At 39.1% G+C, this 17,929-nt stretch carries 21 protein-coding genes; 2 read left to right on the plus strand and 19 right to left on the minus strand.

The window, feature by feature from the left end:
* Nucleotides 1-6: 6 nt before the first annotated feature.
* A complete protein-coding gene (locus WD048_11450) occupies nucleotides 7-1,191 on the minus strand; it encodes a TolC family protein (protein MEX0812821.1) in 1,185 nt (394 codons plus the stop codon).
* 66 nt (nucleotides 1,192-1,257) lie between these two features.
* Nucleotides 1,258-1,761, minus strand: coding sequence for a hypothetical protein (locus WD048_11455; protein MEX0812822.1), 504 nt, complete (start codon nucleotides 1,759-1,761; stop codon nucleotides 1,258-1,260).
* A gap of 141 nt (nucleotides 1,762-1,902) precedes the next feature.
* On the opposite strand from WD048_11455, the gene WD048_11460 reads away from it, so the two are divergent.
* Complete coding sequence (locus tag WD048_11460) at nucleotides 1,903-2,301, plus strand: hypothetical protein (protein ID MEX0812823.1); 399 nt, start codon at nucleotides 1,903-1,905, stop codon at nucleotides 2,299-2,301.
* Between the two features lie 84 nt (nucleotides 2,302-2,385).
* Entirely contained in the window at nucleotides 2,386-2,862 is a 477-nt protein-coding gene (locus tag WD048_11465; GenBank protein ID MEX0812824.1) for a hypothetical protein, read from the plus strand.
* Between the two features lie 56 nt (nucleotides 2,863-2,918).
* On the opposite strand, the gene nth is transcribed toward WD048_11465, so the two are convergent.
* The 17 genes from nth to WD048_11550 form a co-directional block, all read right to left on the minus strand.
* Entirely contained in the window at nucleotides 2,919-3,569 is a 651-nt protein-coding gene (gene nth, locus WD048_11470; protein ID MEX0812825.1) for an endonuclease III, read from the minus strand.
* Nucleotides 3,566-4,495, minus strand: coding sequence for an alpha/beta hydrolase (locus WD048_11475; GenBank protein ID MEX0812826.1), 930 nt, complete (start codon nucleotides 4,493-4,495; stop codon nucleotides 3,566-3,568). The genes nth and WD048_11475 overlap by 4 nt, the downstream gene beginning before the upstream one ends.
* Before the next feature lie 67 nt (nucleotides 4,496-4,562).
* Complete coding sequence (locus tag WD048_11480; GenBank protein ID MEX0812827.1) at nucleotides 4,563-5,588, minus strand: SGNH/GDSL hydrolase family protein; 1,026 nt, start codon at nucleotides 5,586-5,588, stop codon at nucleotides 4,563-4,565.
* Between the two features lie 111 nt (nucleotides 5,589-5,699).
* Complete coding sequence (locus tag WD048_11485; GenBank protein MEX0812828.1) at nucleotides 5,700-6,470, minus strand: class I SAM-dependent methyltransferase; 771 nt, start codon at nucleotides 6,468-6,470, stop codon at nucleotides 5,700-5,702.
* A gap of 63 nt (nucleotides 6,471-6,533) precedes the next feature.
* A complete protein-coding gene (gene crcB / locus WD048_11490) occupies nucleotides 6,534-6,902 on the minus strand; it encodes a fluoride efflux transporter CrcB (protein ID MEX0812829.1) in 369 nt (122 codons plus the stop codon).
* 98 nt (nucleotides 6,903-7,000) lie between these two features.
* Entirely contained in the window at nucleotides 7,001-7,366 is a 366-nt protein-coding gene (rplS, locus tag WD048_11495) for a 50S ribosomal protein L19 (GenBank protein MEX0812830.1), read from the minus strand.
* A gap of 177 nt (nucleotides 7,367-7,543) precedes the next feature.
* A complete protein-coding gene (locus WD048_11500) occupies nucleotides 7,544-9,328 on the minus strand; it encodes a T9SS type A sorting domain-containing protein (GenBank protein MEX0812831.1) in 1,785 nt (594 codons plus the stop codon).
* Nucleotides 9,329-9,489: 161 nt separating this feature from the next.
* Nucleotides 9,490-10,290 (minus strand): hypothetical protein, encoded by an 801-nt coding sequence (locus WD048_11505; protein ID MEX0812832.1) that lies wholly within the window; start codon nucleotides 10,288-10,290, stop codon nucleotides 9,490-9,492.
* Between the two features lie 21 nt (nucleotides 10,291-10,311).
* Nucleotides 10,312-11,118: a hypothetical protein gene (locus tag WD048_11510; protein ID MEX0812833.1), complete on the minus strand. Its 807-nt coding sequence runs from the start codon at nucleotides 11,116-11,118 to the stop codon at nucleotides 10,312-10,314.
* 101 nt (nucleotides 11,119-11,219) lie between these two features.
* Nucleotides 11,220-11,786 (minus strand): hypothetical protein, encoded by a 567-nt coding sequence (locus WD048_11515; protein MEX0812834.1) that lies wholly within the window; start codon nucleotides 11,784-11,786, stop codon nucleotides 11,220-11,222.
* A 143-nt stretch (nucleotides 11,787-11,929) separates the two neighbouring features.
* Entirely contained in the window at nucleotides 11,930-12,610 is a 681-nt protein-coding gene (gene trmD / locus WD048_11520) for a tRNA (guanosine(37)-N1)-methyltransferase TrmD (GenBank protein MEX0812835.1), read from the minus strand.
* A 23-nt stretch (nucleotides 12,611-12,633) separates the two neighbouring features.
* Nucleotides 12,634-13,176 carry a ribosome maturation factor RimM gene (gene rimM, locus WD048_11525; protein MEX0812836.1) on the minus strand — a complete coding sequence of 181 codons (543 nt, stop codon included), beginning with the start codon at nucleotides 13,174-13,176 and terminating at the stop codon, nucleotides 12,634-12,636.
* Between the two features lie 11 nt (nucleotides 13,177-13,187).
* Entirely contained in the window at nucleotides 13,188-14,210 is a 1,023-nt protein-coding gene (rpsP, locus tag WD048_11530; protein ID MEX0812837.1) for a 30S ribosomal protein S16, read from the minus strand.
* 88 nt (nucleotides 14,211-14,298) lie between these two features.
* Entirely contained in the window at nucleotides 14,299-15,636 is a 1,338-nt protein-coding gene (ffh, locus tag WD048_11535) for a signal recognition particle protein (GenBank protein ID MEX0812838.1), read from the minus strand.
* 137 nt (nucleotides 15,637-15,773) lie between these two features.
* Nucleotides 15,774-16,073, minus strand: coding sequence for a hypothetical protein (locus tag WD048_11540; GenBank protein MEX0812839.1), 300 nt, complete (start codon nucleotides 16,071-16,073; stop codon nucleotides 15,774-15,776).
* Complete coding sequence (locus WD048_11545; GenBank protein ID MEX0812840.1) at nucleotides 16,057-16,284, minus strand: hypothetical protein; 228 nt, start codon at nucleotides 16,282-16,284, stop codon at nucleotides 16,057-16,059. Before WD048_11545 ends, WD048_11540 begins: the two co-directional genes overlap by 17 nt.
* 52 nt (nucleotides 16,285-16,336) lie before the next feature.
* Nucleotides 16,337-17,785 (minus strand): glyceraldehyde-3-phosphate dehydrogenase, encoded by a 1,449-nt coding sequence (locus WD048_11550; GenBank protein ID MEX0812841.1) that lies wholly within the window; start codon nucleotides 17,783-17,785, stop codon nucleotides 16,337-16,339.
* Between the last annotated feature and the right edge of the window lie 144 nt (nucleotides 17,786-17,929).

Genomic DNA, 17,929 nt, shown 5'->3' on the forward strand with positions numbered 1-17,929 from the left:
TGAGGTTTACAATTGATGTTTTAATAATTCCGCCCTGAGTTGCCGGAGTTCCTTCTCAATTTCCAGCATCCGGTTTTCCGCTTCGCGGTAAAAGGTAACTTCGCGGTAATAGTCCATAAAGGAAATCTCACCCAGTTCATAGGAACTTTTAAGAAGAACTTCGCTGTTCAACCCGGACAGTGCTACTTCGTATTCTCTAAATTTTTTAAGCAACAGTTGATAGCGTTGTACCTGCGATGAAAACTCACTTTTCAAAGAGGTAATCACATCAGATTGGCGCTGATCGCGGTAGTTGATTTGCGCTTCTGCCATCTTTACTTTACTGCGGCCGCTCCAAAGCGGAATACTGATACCACCATAAAAACCCGAGTAATTGTTTCCGGCCACCCCCTGCTGGTTGTAACCGGCTGTAATGTCCGGCAAAAGCTGATTTCGCTCTACTTTCAAGCGTTGCTCAGCCACTTGTTTTTCCCGTTCTAAAAGGGAGATTTGCGCATCTCTTATTAACCGTTCATTCCAAAGGCTGTCAGGAACAGGAATTTCCATGTTGTTGGGGTAAGAATTTAACTGAAGCCTGACTTCGTTTCCACCATTCAGAGCTTTTAATTCTTGTTTTACATTCGTCTCGCGGGTATTCAGTTCTTCCAGTGCAAACTGTTGATCCAGCCAAATGATTCTGGCTTTATTCCTGTCAAGAATACCGCTCTGGCCTTTTTCAAACAAGGTTTCTACCTGCTCATACACCTTTTTGGATTGGGTTACCCGCTCCTGAACCAACTCGCGCTGCTTTTGCAGGTAAACCCATTCCACCCCAAGCTTTTTCGCCTTCAGGAGAATGTCCTGTTTTAGCTTTTGATATTCCTGTTCCAGTCGCTCTTGCTGCTCGTCTATCCAGTTGCCTCTGCTGGTGTATACGGTGGGAAATTCTATGCGTTGTGAGATTTGAAATTCACTGTAATTGCCTGTAGTGTGCTCACCAAAAGGAAGATAAAAAGCATCAGCCTGCGGATCGGGAAGCCTGTTTTGCGATTTATACTGCCAATTTTCACCTTCCATATAGCTTCGGTAGGCTGCAAGTGATTTGTTGTTGGCTTCTACAGTTTGCAATACTTCCTCTAAAGTCGAGTATTGCGCCTTTACGGCACTTACGCATAGGGTAAGTGCCAGCACGAGAAAAAATGATTTATGCATAAATGAATTTCTTTAGGTTAAAATGAGAAATGCTCCCTCATAGCAGGGAGCCATTAATTCTTCGGTTTAACCTAAAGCAGGAGGGGCGCGGAGGCCATGCGAGGCAAAAAGCTGCTGATCGGCAAGAGGCCGGATAAATGCATATTGGTGGTAGCTACTTTCGTTCAGCTGATCCGGGAGTCTCCAATGATGTGCTGCCGGATATTGAACAACAAAATCACTCTGAGGGATTAATTTATCTTTTGAGGCAGCACGATAAGCTAGCTCATGTTGATGCCCATCAAAATCGGAATGGCTGTGTGCGTGGATTAGCTGATTGTCCCATGGACTACTTTCTGAAGACTCAGGTGGTTTGTCCTGCTGGTGATCTTTATCATGCGAATGATTCCCATGATGCTGATGGGCTTCAGAAACAGTTTGATCTGCTCCCTGATGATTGTGATGCGTATGGGGAATGAAATCATGCAGCAACAGGAGCGCGTAAGCACTCAGCAAAAACAAAGACAATATGTTGCGATAGGATTTCACGGGTACAAAGGAAGTGAAAAAAGGGCAGCTTTCAAAACTCAAAACTTACTGGTTCACGACCAATTTTCGTTTTTCCCACTCTCGCCCCGCCCCAGCGAGCGAGGATTTGAGTTGTGTCCCGCAAAATATTCCAATATACAGCCGGAGGCTGGTCAATAATTCAGGGTTCAGGGTAAAGAACTTATGGGTGAAATTTATTCTATTGGTAAAAAATTTGACAGAGTACCCAAGGCGGTTCATGTGCACGTAGAAATTGAAAATGAGTCGGGAAAGCTATTGCCTGGGATGTATGTAAGGGGACAGATTCTGACAGGAAGTGCAGAATCCTATGTTTTGCCTCAAAGTGCAGTTACACGGGATGGTGACCACTATGTTGCTTTTATTGCAGAGAAAGAAATGAAACAAACAGAGGAGCTTTGGAGCTTTATCCCCATAAGGGTAGTAAGCGGTACAATAGAAAATGAATGGATTGCTGTTGATTTTATGGATGACATTAATGAGAAAACCCTGTTTGCTATGAATAATGCATATTATCTATTGGCAGAATTGCACAAAGGAGAAGGAGGGGGGCACCATCATTAGAGAAATGAAAGTTTTTCAGTTTGCTCATTCCATTTCTATTCCTTAGTTTTAGAGCATTCGTTAACAAAAACATTTATTAAAGCCATGAAAATTCAAAAGAGTATTTTGAAATTATTAGTAATCTTATTTTTCACCTTACCATTATTCACTGCATGCCAGGGAGGTGGAGAAAACTCTGAAACAAAGGATGATGAGAATCTAGAGGAAGTAAAAGAAGAAGCCAAAGAATTAAAGGAGGAAGCTGGCGAAGCCTGGAAGCAGGAAAGAGATGAACTGGTTCAGGCATTGGAGGAGCAGAGCAACAAAATGAGAGAGAAATTGGGTAAGCTTAAGGAAAAATCTGAGAATACAACAGATCAGGCTACCGATAAAGCAGATGAGCAGTTTGAAGAGTTGAAAGAAAAGTATGACGAATTGCTTTCAGATATTGATGAGTATTCTAAGGCAAGCAAAGACAAGTGGGGTGAATTGAAATCAGAGGCTGAAGAGCAACTACAAGCCGCAGAGGATGAGGTGAAATCCTGGAAAGACAAAGCCAAAGAGAAAGTTGAGGACATGTAGTTTTAACGGTCTCAATTCTATAATAAATGCCGGGTGTTTTCTTAACCCCGGCATTTTTAATGCATGTCCAATTGTTTCAAAAAACTCCTTCTCCCTATTTTTCGCGTAATAATATCTTGTTCGATTTTCAACCCTCGTGCAGGGGAATAAACCCTGCCGTATAATATGATCTGAATGTGTAGTTTGTTCCATTTTTCTTTTGGAAAAAGGCGCTTGCAGTCTTTTTCGGTTTGCTTAACATTTTTCCCTGAAGACAATCCCCAGCGATAGATCAGGCGGTGTATGTGTGTATCCACCGGAAAAGCAGGATAGCCAAACGCCTGGCTCATGACCACTGAAGCTGTTTTGTGCCCCACACCCGGCAATGCTTCCAAATCCTCAAAAGTATCCGGTACTTTGCCATTGTGTTTTTCTACAATAATTTTTGAGAGATTCCATATGGCTTTGGATTTGGCAGGGGAAAGTCCGCAGGGTCTGATTATTGCTTTAATTTCTTCAATACCCAGTTTGATCATATCAAAAGGATTGTCAGCTTTTTCAAAAAGCAAAGGAGTAATCTTATTGACCCGCTCATCAGTACATTGTGACGAAAGCAGTACAGCAATCAAAAGTGTGTAAGGATCTTTGTGATCAAGAGGTATATCTATTTTTGGAAATAAATCTTCAAGAGTACTGATAATAAATTCTACTTTTTCTTTTTTGGTCACAACAATTCAGTATTTAGATTTTTAATGAATTTTTTTGTGCTGTCGGCTGTGGGGACAGGTATTTCTTCCATCGGCACATGTCCTGCACCAGGAAACAAGATCAGCTTGCTGTGGGGAATATCTTCCTTAAACTTATATGCAAAGTCCAGCGGGATCCACTCGTCTTCTTCTCCCCAAAGAATAAGGGTTGGTGCTTTTATTTTATCAATTAATTTACTGTCTTTGTTTTCAACTTGTTGCATTCTATCAATCATTGCCTGACGATTTCCTTTCCTTAATGAAAGCAAATAATAGCGATCAATCAAAGTGTCAGTAATTAAATCGGTATTGCCATATACCTGCATGATATTCCATTTGTAGATAAAGCGAGGAGAGAAGCGGGTCATCAATTTTGCAACGCCCGGGTATTGGGTGATTCTAAAAATAAAGGGTATTTTTCTTCCAAAATGATAACCCGATGCATCAATCAATACCAGGCTTTTTGTCATTTCGGGATAAAGTGCAGCAAAATGAAAAGCCACAGCTCCGCCCAGGGAATTTCCTGCAATATGCGCTTTGTGAATGTTCAGGTGCTTTAATAGTGCTTCAACAACTTCGGCATACAATTCTTCGGAATAATCTTTTGAAGGATTGGGTCCTGTCAGTCCAAATCCGGGCAAGTCGAGGCGAATAATCTTAAAATCATTTTTTAACCGTTCTACCCAGCCTTCCCAAGTATGCAGTGAGGATGCTGTGCCATGAATTAATACAATTGGCTCACCTTCCCCTTCTACACAATAGTGGAGGCGCATTCCTTCATAATCTAAAAACTGAGAATGCGGATAGGCAAATCTTTCCTCAATTTTTGCAGCAGGAATATCAAAACGCCATTGGGTGGCCGTGAGCAATACAAAAAGGAATAAAGGCAGTAAAATAAATTTTTTCATGGATGCAACAATAAAGATATGGTCTAAGACTATGGAATAGCTATAATTTTTGGTAAGATAAACATACTTAATTTGTTTGTGTGTGGGATTGCGGACAGAATTCCATTCCTTTTAAATGTTCATAAATGAAGCGGCTCATAAGCAGATATCCCCTGGAATTAAAATGCCCGTCTTTAGGCCAATAGTATTGTTTGGAATTGTTTTTGGCAAAGTGCTTTTCAAAGTCGGGGTATAAATCAATGGTTTTTATGTTTTCGGGCAGCAATTTTTTTAGCTCAGGAAAATCTTCGTGGAATGGTACATTTTTGTCTTTGAAGTAAGGGTAGGGGTGAATGATAAGTACGAGGTTTTTTGTATTGTTTTGCAGCCATATTATCTGATTGGCTATTTCGGATAAAATTTCTGGAAGCCGCTCTTTTAATTCATCTTTTTTTCGAAGTGTAAAGTCATAGTTCAATATGAAATGGACAAAAAACCGGACTACATGTGAATGCTTGTAGTAAACTTCCCAATCCGGACCGGAAGGGTAATAGGTGTTGCCGTCATCACGGAATCTTTCAGCACCACCCCGGTAAATGTATTCAGAAATATCCGAGTAATTCAGGCAAAGGAAAAGTAAATCAGGATTTAGTTTTTCAAGCTTTTGCTCATAGAGCTTTCTCATAAAGAAAACATCGCTTCCAGCTACACCTGCATTGTAGGTTTGAATCGGGCAATCTGCATCTGTTTGTTTTTCCAGTAATCTAGCCCAGGTAGAATCGGCAGGCGCGCCAATTCCTTCTGTGAATGAATCGCCAAGTACTATTCCCAGAATCTTGCTGGTGTCGATTTCACGGTCTTCGCTTAAGCCCAGCTTGTTTGTATTTCTGAAATAAGTAAATTCAGTCTGTTCAATAGCAATTTCGCTATTTGGCAGGCGGGTAATTATTTGTCCGCTGATACTGTCCTTTGCATAATAACTTTGGTAAGCGTTGTAATTCTTTTCAAAATAGGTGTTGTAAATGCCCACCAATCGCAAAAGCCCTTCTAAACAAAGCACAGCAAAAAGAGCAACAAGCAATAGAAAGAGGCTGTATTGGAGGGCTCTTTTCATCTGTTCAAATTTATTTTTTCAATGGTCAGACGTAACTCACAAAACAAAAAAATTTGATCATCATCATGTGTGTCAAATTTTTTTGTCATGTTCGTTTCATTTAGGCAAAGGTTATTTTTCAGCTATGTAAAAAAGATCAAAACAATCTTCGCTTACCGGACCTATTTTGTAGTCTTTATGTGAAATGGTATTGACCAGATCATTGTTCTTGTCAAGAAGTTTCTTGCGGTTCATGCTGTTTAGGATATCGTATGGTATCTGCAGCAATTGTCTCGGCAGGCGGTATTGTAAATTGAAAATATCAAAGCGGGTGATTTTTGCCACCGACTTTTTGTTTTCTTCATAATATTCCATAATTTTTTCATTCCCGGAAACACCCTGCGCATCAACTTTAGAGAAATATTTTGACAATAATTTTTTCAATTCATCAATGGTATATTCCCGCACATGCCAGGGATTGCGGGTAATGGACATTTTTATGTTTGGAGTGGTGACAATGAACTTCCCTCCCGGCTTCAAAACCCTTGCAATTTCTTTTACAAAGGTGTCATCGTCTTCAATATGCTCAATGACCTGGAAGGAAACCACAAAATCAAAGCTGTTGTCATCAATTCCGGCAAGTGGGGGCACAGTCATCTGGCGAAATTCCACATTGGGAAATTTTGAAAAATCAAGATTTGTGGGAAATTTATCGATGGTAATATAAGTGTCGGCTTTGGGTGAAATGTGTTGTACACCATAGCCCATCCCACAGCCGATTTCAAGCACTTTTCCGTGCACGATTTCTGCTGCTTTCAAATAGGCCAGTAGGCTGCGTTGAAATACATAATTGCTCGATGGGTCTTCGGCAGATACACGCTCTGCGGTTTGTAGAATCTTCATGTGTTTGTCTATTCTGAAAAGTAGTTTGCTAAATTACTTCTTTCAGCCAGCTTATACAAAGCTTTAGATAGCCGGAGATTTGTAGAGCAGGTATATAATGCCAATACACGCAATTAAGCTTATGCCAATATTGATAAATGCCCAGTGCGCGGCATTGTTTTTCAGCAGTTCAAATGTTTCCAGGCTAAAGGTTGAAAAAGTGGAAAATCCACCGCAGAACCCAATGATAATAAGTGGCTTCAACCATTTGGTGGTGTTTTCATTGCTGTTGAAATAATTGAGCGCAAATACCAGTATCAGACAAGCCAGGAAATTTGATAGCAGGGTGGCATAAGGGAGGTTTGTTTTGAAATATTTCAGCAGTATTACCGATATCCCAAAACGGGAAAGTGAGCCTATGCCGCCTCCAATAAAAACTGCCAACCAATTCATTTGATATAAATTATGATGTGAAATTATGAATTTGAGCGAAACAAAAAAGCGTTTGCCCAATATTTGAACAAACGCTTTTATAATCGATAGAAAGTGGTTTATTTGCTTTCTTTTTTCTTTGGTCTTCTTTCCTTGATGCGGGCAGCTTTACCTTTCAGATCGCGAAGGTAAAATATTCTTGCTCTGCGCACACGTCCTTTTTTGTTTACAACAATGCTTTCAATATTAGGTGAGTACAATGGGAAAATACGCTCAACACCGGTACCGTTTGAGATTTTTCTAACAGTAAAAGTTTGCGTTACACCAGTGCCTTTTCTTTGCAATACATCTCCCTGGAATGCCTGGATTCTTACTTTTTCACCTTCTTTAATTCTGTAGTTAACAGTAATATTATCTCCTGCTTTAAATTCAGGAAATTCTTGTTTGGGGCGGATTTCATATTCCAATGCTTTAACAGCGTCCATTGCTTAGAATTTATTCGTTTGTAAAATCGAATTGCAAAGGTAAAATTTTTTTGTGTAAATGCCATTAATTTTTTGAGGGAGAAATTGGAGGGTTTAATTACTCATCTTCCAACAAATCCGGTCTTCTTGTTTTGGTTTTTTCAAGGGAAGGCATACCCGATAAAAGTGATTAAAAAATCACTTCTTAATAACCTTAATGATTTCAGTATTTTGCCCGTCTATTTTAAGCTGGATAAAATAAATGCCGGACTCTTCATCTATTTCATGTTCAATTAGATCAGTGTTGGTATGTGATTCTTCTGCAATTACCTGACCTATGCTGTTTTGCACTTCTATTTTCACAAAATCCTTTCTGCTTCCAAGATCAATTTTAATATGCCCCTCAGTTGGATTGGGAAATAATTTAAGGTCATTGAAAGAAGATGTTTCTGCAATGCTCACAATATTTACATTATAGCAGTCAGATACACTACTGCATGAGTTTTCAGTAATGATTACTGCATAATTTCCGTTTTCGGCAGGAGTAAAACTTTGCTGTACCGCCCCGCTTACAGGAGCATTTTCATTGTCGCAATCTACCCATTGATAGCTTGCTCCAGCCAGATCTGCACTAAGTGTATTGTTGCTTTGCTGTACAGAAACATCAACCGTACAAGCCGCTGTGTCTATTTTTACCAGCCAAAAATCAAAACCGCCTTTGTTTCCCGTGAGATCAATATCACCGGATTCTGAAACACCGGCCAAAAGATACTTTCCATCAGTTGTTTGAATAATTTCAGAGGAACCGTCATAAAGGGTTCCTCCATAATTTTGCTTCCATTCAATATTGCCGTTGGCATCCAACTTCAATAACCAACTGTCATACGCTCCATAATTCCCCGAAAAGTCATTGTCATTTGATTCCGTGTCTCCGGCTACCAGGTAGCCGCCATCTTGGGTTTGCAAAACAGAATAAACTTCATCATATCCACTGCCCCCAAAGTTTTGTTCCCATTCCAGGTTGCCATTTGCATCTAATTTAATTACCCAATAATCGTAATCACCATAATTATTAGAAACATCTTGGTCACTGGATTCTGAGGAGCCACCAACAATATAACCGCCATCTGATGTTTGTGTTATGGAAAAAACCTCATCTTCCCAACTGCCGCCATAGTTTTGCCCCCACTCTACATTTCCACTGCTGTCTAATTTTAAAACCAGGAAGTCAAAATCACCGTTGTTATCCGGAGCATCAAAATCCTGGGAATCTGAATGACCTGCCAATACGTAGCCACCATCCATTGTTGGCTTCATGGAAGCAGCCGTTTCGTCTCCTGTGCCGCCATAATTTTGCTCCCATTCTATACCACCGTTTGCATCTAATTTCAGTACCCAGAAATCATCCCAGTCGTAAATATTCGAAACATCATTATCAAAGGAGCTGGTATATCCGGCTACGATATAGCTACTGTCAGTCGATTGCAAAACAGAAGCTGCATAATCATCATCGCTTCCACCGTAGTTTTGCTCCCATTCAATATTGCCATTGGCATCCAATTTTAATATCCAGTAATCAAACCAGCCATAATTGCCTGAAACATCAAAATCACTGGACTCTGATGAACCGGCTACTACATAGCCACCATCAAAAGTTTGATGAACAGAGCTTGCAAAATCATCTCCGCTTCCCCCGTAATTTTGTTCCCATTCTATATTGCCATTAACATCTGTTTTCAGTATCCAGTAGTCAACACCACCGTTGTTGCCTGAAATATCCTGATCGCTGGATTCAGAACCACCAACCATAATATAGCCGCCATCTGTTGTTTGCTGAATTGAACTGACAAAATCATCATTGCTGCCTCCGTAATTTTTTTGCCATTCGATACTTTGTGCCGAAACAGAAAATGCAGCTAATAAAATGCTGAAAAGTAAAAACAGCAAGGATGGTGGAGCGATAGTGGTTTTTAGAGCGTTCATGTGTTTTTTATGTTAAAATAAAAAAAATAAGTTGTATTATTCCTTCAAAGTCATACGATGACTTTGCTTAATAAGCTTACTCCCCCAGATTTACAGTGCCAATATGTATATGAAACCAGTCATCGTATGACTATTTCAATCCCTACCCTACTTTTTCTTCCTCAAATTAAAGGCATAGTAAAAAGTAAGGAAGAGGAGGTGTTATATGAAGCAAAATGTTTTTCGCCTTCATTGCTGAAATTTCCCACATTATCAATTCCAGACTCTGAAATAATTCGTGATATTTCTGCGTAATCATTTCTTGTAATATGAAAATCAATACCTACATTAGTGTGTTTTCCTTCAAAAGTTTTTAAGAGTCCGGCATTCAGCATGAATTTTAGACCCCACCTTGAATTGTTTTTTGTTTTCTTTTCAAAGCCAATTCCTAGCAGGACATTTAATGCAAATAAGTTGTCCTGATATGATGGAATAATGACTTGACTTAATGTATCACCGGGCGTATTGCTTTGAAAGCCGGAACCACTTGAGTCGTTAAGACCTTGAGATATATTTATTCCAGGACTGATTCCTGTATAAAGTGTGAAAAATAATGGTTTGTTTTTGCTTATGGCAAAATTACTTTGGAGTGTTATTGGCATATATACAAACCATTTTAACAACCACAGATCAATAGATTGCTCAATATTGGGAGCGGTATATCCTATACCGTAATTGTGGTTTTTAAAACGTAACCCTATATTTCCTGAAAACTTTTCAGAAAAATCATAGCGTGTATTAACTCCTAAAGACATGGAAGGCATATAGTTTTCTTTAGAGTTCTCAAAAGTTCCAACTCCTTCACTCAGGGCTTGGGTGAAAGTATGGCCAAAACCTCCTTCAAGGGATAGGTAAATGTTTTTTTGGCCAAAACCTTCCTTAGCAAAAGAGAACAGCAATATGAGTAAAAGTAAACGGTACATATAAAGTTGAATTTAATAAACTCATTTATTTTTTTTCTTTTTCCTCAAATTAAAGGCATAGTAAAAAGTGAGGAAGAGGGAGGTGTTGGTGGAAAAATAACTTCCAAAAGTTTCACGCTCCTTATAAGCGGGCTCTTCTATTAATGGCCTCATTGGATAGGGTAATGGTTCTTGATATTCAGTATCGTTTAAAGAACCCTCAAATGATTTTAATACCCCAGCTTGGATAAAAAGCTTAAAACCAAATCGGGATAAATTTTTTGTCTGCCATTCCAATCCAGTTCCCAGAACAAAACCCAAGGAAAACCGATGTCCTTTATTTGATGTTCCATAAACCCCATTAACTGAATCTTTTGTTGCATTTAGATCTAAAACTCCTCCTCCAGAAACCATATCATCTACTTTTACTCCAAAAGTAACTCCCGTTAACAAATACAGGTAGAGTGGTTTAGACTTTCTAATATTAAAGTTACTTTGCAATGCCAGTGGAAATGATAAATACCTTTGTGCTTGAATACTACTCAGTGATGAACTTGAACGATTATTGCTTTGCGAAGAATCGATTAAGGTAAATTCTATTCCATACCCGTAGTTAAAAATATGCAGCCCTAACAGTCCCGATAACCTTTCATTAAAATCATACCTAGCTGCTAAACCTAATGTAAGAGAAGGATAATACGTACGATTGATTAAATCTGGTGAATTACCATCCAAAATATGTACAAAAGTAGAACCTGTTCCAGCTTCAATAGATAGGTAAATGTCTTTTTGGCCAAAACCTTCCTTGGCAAAATAGAACAGCAATATGAGTAAAAGTAAACGGTACATAGATGTTTTAATTAATTTTCATTTATTTCTTACTAAAATTAAAGGAGTTTACATGGCTTTAATACAAGAGAAAAACATTTTTTAGCCTTAACTTAATAATTTTACTTACATGATTTTGATAGCTTGTTTGGTATCAAATCCTCGTATTTTTCAATGAATTTTTTATACGATTGACATGCCTCGGTTTTTTTGAAATAAAAAAGTGAGATAATATATAGCCTCATTCCCTCTTGATTATTTGCTATATTGTCTTTATAGTCATTGAATACTTCAAATGCTTTTTCATCTTCTCCTTTTAGCGCATAAGTTGTGGCCAGATACAAGTACGAATCATTATTCTCTTTTCGTAATTCCAAGGATTGTTTGAAATCAGTCTCTGCTTTATTTACGTCTTTATTAACCAGATGTATATATCCTCTTTCTAAATGTGCATATGGCATATTTCCCCTCTTTTCTAAAATGTTGTCGTAATATTTTATAAGGGAATCAGCTTCTGTGTTGTTGTGTATAGGAAACCCATATAATTCAAAAAGACGTTCATCAAAACGGGGTTCTTTATTAGTACAGGATTGAAAGCTAAAAGAAATTATAACTGCAAAAAGAACAATGAGATTCACAGTGCTATATCCCGCAACTGACCAGTTGCTTACATGTTTTAAGCTGCTCACAATCAATTTTTTTTATGAATTTAGTGAAAATGTGCGAAAATTTTTACAATGTTTAATCCTATGATTTTGTTTGATAGAACCTTTGTATTGTCAAAATTCCCCGTTACTTATGAATAGCAGTTATAGAATGATTGGGAAAAAGCTCAATGCTTATCCAACAAATCCGGCCTTCTTGTTTTGGTTTTTTCAAGGGCTTTTTCAAAACGCCATTTGTCGATTTTATTGAAATCACCACTGAGCAAAACCTCGGGTACTTTCAATCCTTCAAAATCAGCCGGGCGGGTATAAACAGGCGGTGCCAGCAAATTGTCCTGGAAGGAATCGGTGAGGGCGGAAGTTTCATCGTTCAGTACATTGGGAATCAATCTTCCGATAGCATCGGTGAGAATGGCAGCGGGCAATTCACCGCCAGAAACCACAAAATCGCCAATTGAAATTTCTTTGGTGATAAAAAGCGCCCGTACTCTTTCATCTATGCCCTTGTAATGCCCGCAGAGGATAATAAGGTTTTTCTTCAGTGAAAGTTGGTTGCAGGTGGATTGTTCAAGCCTTTCACCATCAGGAGTCATGTAGATGATCTCATCGTAATTTCTTGTTTCCTGCAATTTCCTGATGCATTTGGCAATGGGTTCTGCCATCATTACCATTCCGGCACCTCCGCCATACTGGTAATCGTCAACCTGTCCGTGTTTGTTGATGGCATAATCGCGAAGGTCGTGCAATTTTATTTCAAGCAGTTTTTTATCCTGCGCTCTTTGAATAATAGAATGCCGGAAAAAGCTTTCTAACAATTTGGGTTGGACTGAAATAATATCAATGTGCATGTCGGGAAAATTTTATTGATGCCTCAATCGAGGTAAATTTCCAGTAATCCATCGGGAATGTCGTATTTCAAGAAAGCCTTTTTTTCGTTGAATTCCAATACCCGGTTTTCTACAAAAGGAATCAAGACTTCTTTATCTCCGATCAGGACTTGTAAAAGCCTTTGCTCCATAGCATTTTCAAATATATCTGAAATCTTTCCCAGTTTTTTGTTTTTCCGGTCAATGAGTTCAAGTCCCATAAGTTGATCATCGCTGAATTCGCCCTGGTTTTTCAGCTCAAATAATTGCTGTAGTTCCGATTTTAAGCAATAGATTTTTTTACCTTTTAATTTTCTTGCAGCTTCCAGGTTGGAAATGTCTTCCAATTGAACACTGTAATGCCCGGCTTGGGAAAGTTGTTTTAAATTTTCAATAAAATAGGGCAGGGGAATGGGCTGATCTTCTACAAAAAAAGAAGCTAAAGCGGAAATATCCTTTGCAGGATAATCCAGCTTTAGCTCTATGTTTCCTTGGAGGCCATGTGGCCTGATCAGTACACCTATATTGATGAATTCAGAAGGATTCATCTCAGGAGATTTTAAGCATCGCCTTTTTTCTTGTCTTCTTCAGGCTTTGACGCTTCTTCTTTTTTAGCCTCTTCCTTTGGAGCTTCTGCTTTTTCCTCTTTTGCAGGAGCGGTCTCTTTCTTTTCTTCAGCTTTAGGAGTTTCTTTTTTCTCCTCCGCTTTTTCTTCAGCCTTTTTTTCTTTATCAGGGGCAGCTTCTTTCTTTTCTTCAGCTTTTTTTGGCTCCTCTACTTTCTCCTCAGCTTTCTCTTCTTTATCAGTTTCAGGAGTAGCTTCTTTTTTCTCTTCGGCTTTTTCTTCTTTCTTAGCCTCTTCTTTTGGAGCTGCTTCTTTAGTCGTTTCGGCTTTTTGGTCTTTATCAGCTGCTTTCTCCTCAGTTTTTGCTTCTTCTTTAGGAGTTGCCTCTTCTTTCTTCTCTTCCGGCTTTGCAGCTTCTTCAGTTTTCACCTCTTCAGCAGCAGTTTCCTCTTTCACCTCTTTATCTTCAGCTTTTGTTGCCTCAGCAGCAGCTTCTTCGCCTTCTTCTTTTACTTCGGATTCCTCTGCTTTTTTTGCTTCTTCCGCTTTTTCTTCAGCAGCTTCTGCTTCTTTTTTCAGTTCTGCTTCCCTTGCTTCACGTTTTTTGGCTTCTTCAGCATAACGTGCTTCTCTCTCTGCTTCTGCTTTTTTCTTCAGATCTTCTGCGCGGTCGAATATTTTCTTGTCTTGTTCGTCCACCCATGCTTTGAATAAGCGGTCGGCTTCTTCCTGGTCAAAGGCTTTTTTGCGAACGCCTCTTTGCAGGTGTTTTCTGTAAAGTATTCCTCTGTAAGAAAGGATTGCACGAACAGTATCACTTGGTTGTGCGCCTTTCATTATCCATTCAAAAGCTTTTTCATTGTCGAGTTCGATAGTTGCAGGGACTGTGTTGGGGTTGTATGCTCCTATTCTTTCAATGTATCTACCGTCTCTTTTTGCACGTGAATCGGCTATTACTATGAAATAATATGGCCTTTGTTTTCTTCCGTGTCTTTGTAATCTGATCCTTGTTGGCATGAATGCGCGTTTAGAATTTGTGTGAAAAATAAAAAATTGAAGTGCGAAAATACGCTTATAATTTATAAAAGCGAAATTTTAAAGTGGATTAGTTCTTCATAAAAGGCATTCCTCCGCCCAATGATTTGCCCATGCCCTGCATTTTGGACATGTTGCGCATCATTTTTTTCATTTGCTCGAATTGTTTGAGAAACTGATTGACTTCCTGAATGCTATTGCCACTGCCGTTAGCAATTCGCTTTCTGCGCTTGCCGTCCATCAGGTCGGGGTTGGATCGCTCTTCCGGTGTCATGGAATAAATAATGGCTTCTATTTTGTTGAATGCATCATCATCAATATCAATGTCCTTGATGGCTTTTCCCACTCCGGGAATCATGGCCATCAGGTCTTTGATATTTCCCATCTTTTTTATTTGGTTCAATTGACTAATAAAGTCATTGAAATCAAACTGGTTTTTGCTGATCTTCTTTTGAAGTTTGGCAGCTTGTTTTTCATCGTACTGTTCCTGGGCGCGTTCCACAAAGGACACGATATCACCCATTCCCAATATACGCTGTGCCATCCGATCGGGGTGAAAGACATCCAGCGCTTCGGGTTTTTCGCCCGTACCCACAAATTTGATGGGTTTATCCACCACATATTTAATCGTGAGCGCTGCACCACCACGCGTATCACCATCTAATTTGGTGAGTACCACTCCATCGTAATCCAATCTTTCATTAAATGCTTTGGCAGTATTCACCGCATCCTGACCGGTCATGGCATCTACCACGAATAAAATCTCATTGGGGTTGGTGTGTTTTTTTACCTCTGAAATTTCAGTCATCATTTTTTCATCAATGGCCAGACGACCGGCAGTATCAATGATTACCACATTGTTGCCGTTTTGTTTGGCATGCGCAATGGCATTTTGTGCAATTTCCACCGGGTTTTTATTGCCTTCTTCGGTATAGACTTCCACGCCTACCTGTTCGCCCAGGACTTTCAACTGGTCAATGGCTGCCGGACGATAAACGTCACCGGCCACGAGCAATGGGTTTTTGCTTTTTTTGCTTTTTAGGAATTTTGCCAGTTTGCCGGAAAATGTTGTTTTACCGGAACCCTGTAATCCGGCAATAAGGATAATGCTGGGATCGCCACTCAGGTCGATTTCCTCATGGGTACCGCCCATCAGTTCGGTGAGCTGGTCCTGCACGATTTTTACCATCAATTGGCTGGGGGAAACTGCGGTAAGCACTTTCTGGCCCATGGCCTTTTCCTTTACCGTGCTGGTAAATTCCTTTGCTATTTTATAGTTGACATCGGCATCTACCAGTGCTCTTCTCACTTCTTTCAATGAAGTAGCGATATTGATTTCGGTAATTTGCCCCTGTCCCTTTAATGTTTTGAATGCTCCTTCTAAGCGATCGCTGAGATTTTCAAACATTTGTTTTTAGATTTTTAAAATTATTTAATTTGTTTTGTTTCGAAGTTTTTTTGTAAAAATTATCCTGGAATTTGTTTGAATGCACCAATTTTGATGGATAACTAAGCTACAAGATTCAAATTAGTAAAGTTGCATTTTTATATTTTTTTGTTATCAGGATTTTGTCTGTTTAAAAAGAATGATAAAATCTGAATTGTGTTTTTCCTTTCGCGATAGTATATGGTATTGAATTTTCTAACTGGCACTTTTCTGATTTTTTGAGATTCTGATATTGGGAATAAAGTTGGATTCTTTGATATTAAATTCAAAATCCGGTCAATTTCGATTGATAATTTGTGCAGTTCTTTTTCGGTAAAATTTTCTTGTAAATATCCATATGCGGCATCAAGTTCTTTTAGCGCGTGATCCGTCCATAGAATTTTATAACCACTTTCCATAAATTTTCCTGGCTTCTGAATGTGGTTTTAAATTTTCTTTATCTGCATCTGATACTCCCTTTTGGATTGATTTTTTTTCAGTTTCAGAGATTTCATTCCACCAATCTTTGGATTCTGTACTTTTAATGTCAAGTATTTTTTGGAGTAATGAGCTATCTTCCACTGTAGTCAACCACTGGATTAGTTCGATTTTTGTATTTTGAATATTCATGCCCATCGTTCAAAGTTAGTGCATTTAGCTTTGTTATCAATTTAATACCATTTCAATAGTATCTCAAACGAATGACACCTGCAATAAGTTTGGCCAGGCGAATAACCTGGCGCGTGTAGCCGTATTCATTGTCGTACCAGGCGTAGAGTACAATATTTTTTCCGTCTTCTGAAACGATTGTTGAAGGGGAATCGACAACAGCAGCGTGGGGATTGCCCACTACATCGGTCGAAACAAGTTCATTGGATGTCGAAAAATCAATTTGTTCTACCAAATCACCTTCCATAGAAGCTTTTCTCAACAACTGATTGATGGCTTCCTTGCTGGTATTTTGTTTTAATTCAAGATTTAGAATGGCCAGGGAAACATTGGGTGTTGGAACCCGGACTGCATTCCCGGTAAGTTTTCCTTTTAATACGGGCAAAACTTTGGCTACTGCTTTTGCGGCACCTGTAGAGGTAATGACCATATTCAGCGGTGCTGATTTTCCCCTGCGGTATTTCTTGTGATAATTATCGAGTAAATTTTGATCATTGGTGTAGGAATGTACCGTTTCCACATGTCCTTTTTCAATGCCTATTTCATCTTCAATTACTTTTAAAACAGGCGCTATGCAATTGGTGGTGCAGGATGCTGCTGTATAAATATTCTCATCCCTGTTTTCTGCTACTTCATTGTTTACACCATATACAATATCGGGCAAATCTTTTCCGGGAGCTGTAAAGAGCACCTTTTCTATTCCTTTGGATTTTAAGTGCTGGCCAAGTCCTGCTCTGTCGCGCCATACCCCGGTATTGTCAATCAACAGGGCATTGTTGATCTCATATTTGGTATAATCTATTTCAGAAGGATCATTGGCCGCTATCATATGTACGCGCTGGCCATTAATGACCAGTGTTTTTTGTTCTAAATCTTCTATAATGGTTCCAGCCATTTTGCCGTGAATGGAATCTTTTCTCAGCAAATTGGCCCTTTTCAGAATGTCTTCATCAGAATTGCTGCGGGTGACTATTGCTTTAAGTCTTAATTGTTCCCCTTTTCCTGCTTCGGCAATTAAAATACGTGCAGCAAGTCGTCCGATTCTTCCAAAACCGTATAACACAACATCCTTGGGCTGCAATTTAAAATTTCCATTCCCCAGGTTTTTTAATTTATCGGCAATAAATTCTTTTTCAGAATTGTACTGGTCTTTTTCCTCCAACCATTCTGCGCTAAGTTTTCCGAGGTCAATTTTTGAGGGGGCAAGCTGCTCTCCGATTTCTCGGATTGCTTTGGCTAATTTCAGTGAAATATCTATACTCAGTGGTAAATTAATATAGCGCCTGGCATAGAGGTGGTCATTTAGAATAGTAGAAACACTGTTGTCGATAATTTTTCTGCGGAAAATAATCAGCTCTATGGAATGATCAAGCCATAGTCCGCTGACTACGTGCATGAGTTCCATGGCTAATTTTTCCTTAGCAATCCATTTGTTCAGTTCGGTTTGGTAAGTATCGGTCATAACGCGCGTTTATTTCTGGATTTTTGAGTTTCAGGCTGCAAAGGTAGGTGATTTTCAATTATTATGAATATTAATCGTCCTGGAAAAATTGGGTGTGTTTATGCTAAAAGCGCTTGTTTTTTCCACAAATTGCAGAGTTTTCTA

It is taken from the genome of Chitinophagales bacterium (assembly GCA_040877935.1).
GTDB lineage: Bacteria > Bacteroidota > Bacteroidia > Chitinophagales > CAIOSU01 > JBBDNB01.

Bases quoted from the DNA above. Each gene is read 5' to 3' on its own strand.
- WD048_11450 (MEX0812821.1), bottom strand. From the start codon at position 1,191: ATGCATAAATCATTTTTTCTCGTGCTGGCACTTACCCTATGCGTAAGT.
- WD048_11460 (MEX0812823.1), top strand. From the start codon at position 1,903: ATGGGTGAAATTTATTCTATTGGTAAAAAATTTGACAGAGTACCCAAG.
- WD048_11465 (MEX0812824.1), top strand. From the start codon at position 2,386: ATGAAAATTCAAAAGAGTATTTTGAAATTATTAGTAATCTTATTTTTC.
- WD048_11475 (MEX0812826.1), bottom strand. From the start codon at position 4,495: ATGAAAAAATTTATTTTACTGCCTTTATTCCTTTTTGTATTGCTCACG.
- WD048_11480 (MEX0812827.1), bottom strand. From the start codon at position 5,588: ATGAAAAGAGCCCTCCAATACAGCCTCTTTCTATTGCTTGTTGCTCTT.
- WD048_11485 (MEX0812828.1), bottom strand. From the start codon at position 6,470: ATGAAGATTCTACAAACCGCAGAGCGTGTATCTGCCGAAGACCCATCG.
- crcB (MEX0812829.1), bottom strand. From the start codon at position 6,902: ATGAATTGGTTGGCAGTTTTTATTGGAGGCGGCATAGGCTCACTTTCC.
- rplS (MEX0812830.1), bottom strand. From the start codon at position 7,366: ATGGACGCTGTTAAAGCATTGGAATATGAAATCCGCCCCAAACAAGAA.
- WD048_11500 (MEX0812831.1), bottom strand. From the start codon at position 9,328: ATGAACGCTCTAAAAACCACTATCGCTCCACCATCCTTGCTGTTTTTA.
- WD048_11505 (MEX0812832.1), bottom strand. From the start codon at position 10,290: ATGTACCGTTTACTTTTACTCATATTGCTGTTCTCTTTTGCTAAGGAA.
- WD048_11510 (MEX0812833.1), bottom strand. From the start codon at position 11,118: ATGTACCGTTTACTTTTACTCATATTGCTGTTCTATTTTGCCAAGGAA.
- trmD (MEX0812835.1), bottom strand. From the start codon at position 12,610: ATGCACATTGATATTATTTCAGTCCAACCCAAATTGTTAGAAAGCTTT.
- rimM (MEX0812836.1), bottom strand. From the start codon at position 13,176: ATGAATCCTTCTGAATTCATCAATATAGGTGTACTGATCAGGCCACAT.
- rpsP (MEX0812837.1), bottom strand. From the start codon at position 14,210: ATGCCAACAAGGATCAGATTACAAAGACACGGAAGAAAACAAAGGCCA.
- ffh (MEX0812838.1), bottom strand. From the start codon at position 15,636: ATGTTTGAAAATCTCAGCGATCGCTTAGAAGGAGCATTCAAAACATTA.
- WD048_11540 (MEX0812839.1), bottom strand. From the start codon at position 16,073: ATGGAAAGTGGTTATAAAATTCTATGGACGGATCACGCGCTAAAAGAA.
- WD048_11545 (MEX0812840.1), bottom strand. From the start codon at position 16,284: ATGAATATTCAAAATACAAAAATCGAACTAATCCAGTGGTTGACTACA.
- WD048_11550 (MEX0812841.1), bottom strand. From the start codon at position 17,785: ATGACCGATACTTACCAAACCGAACTGAACAAATGGATTGCTAAGGAA.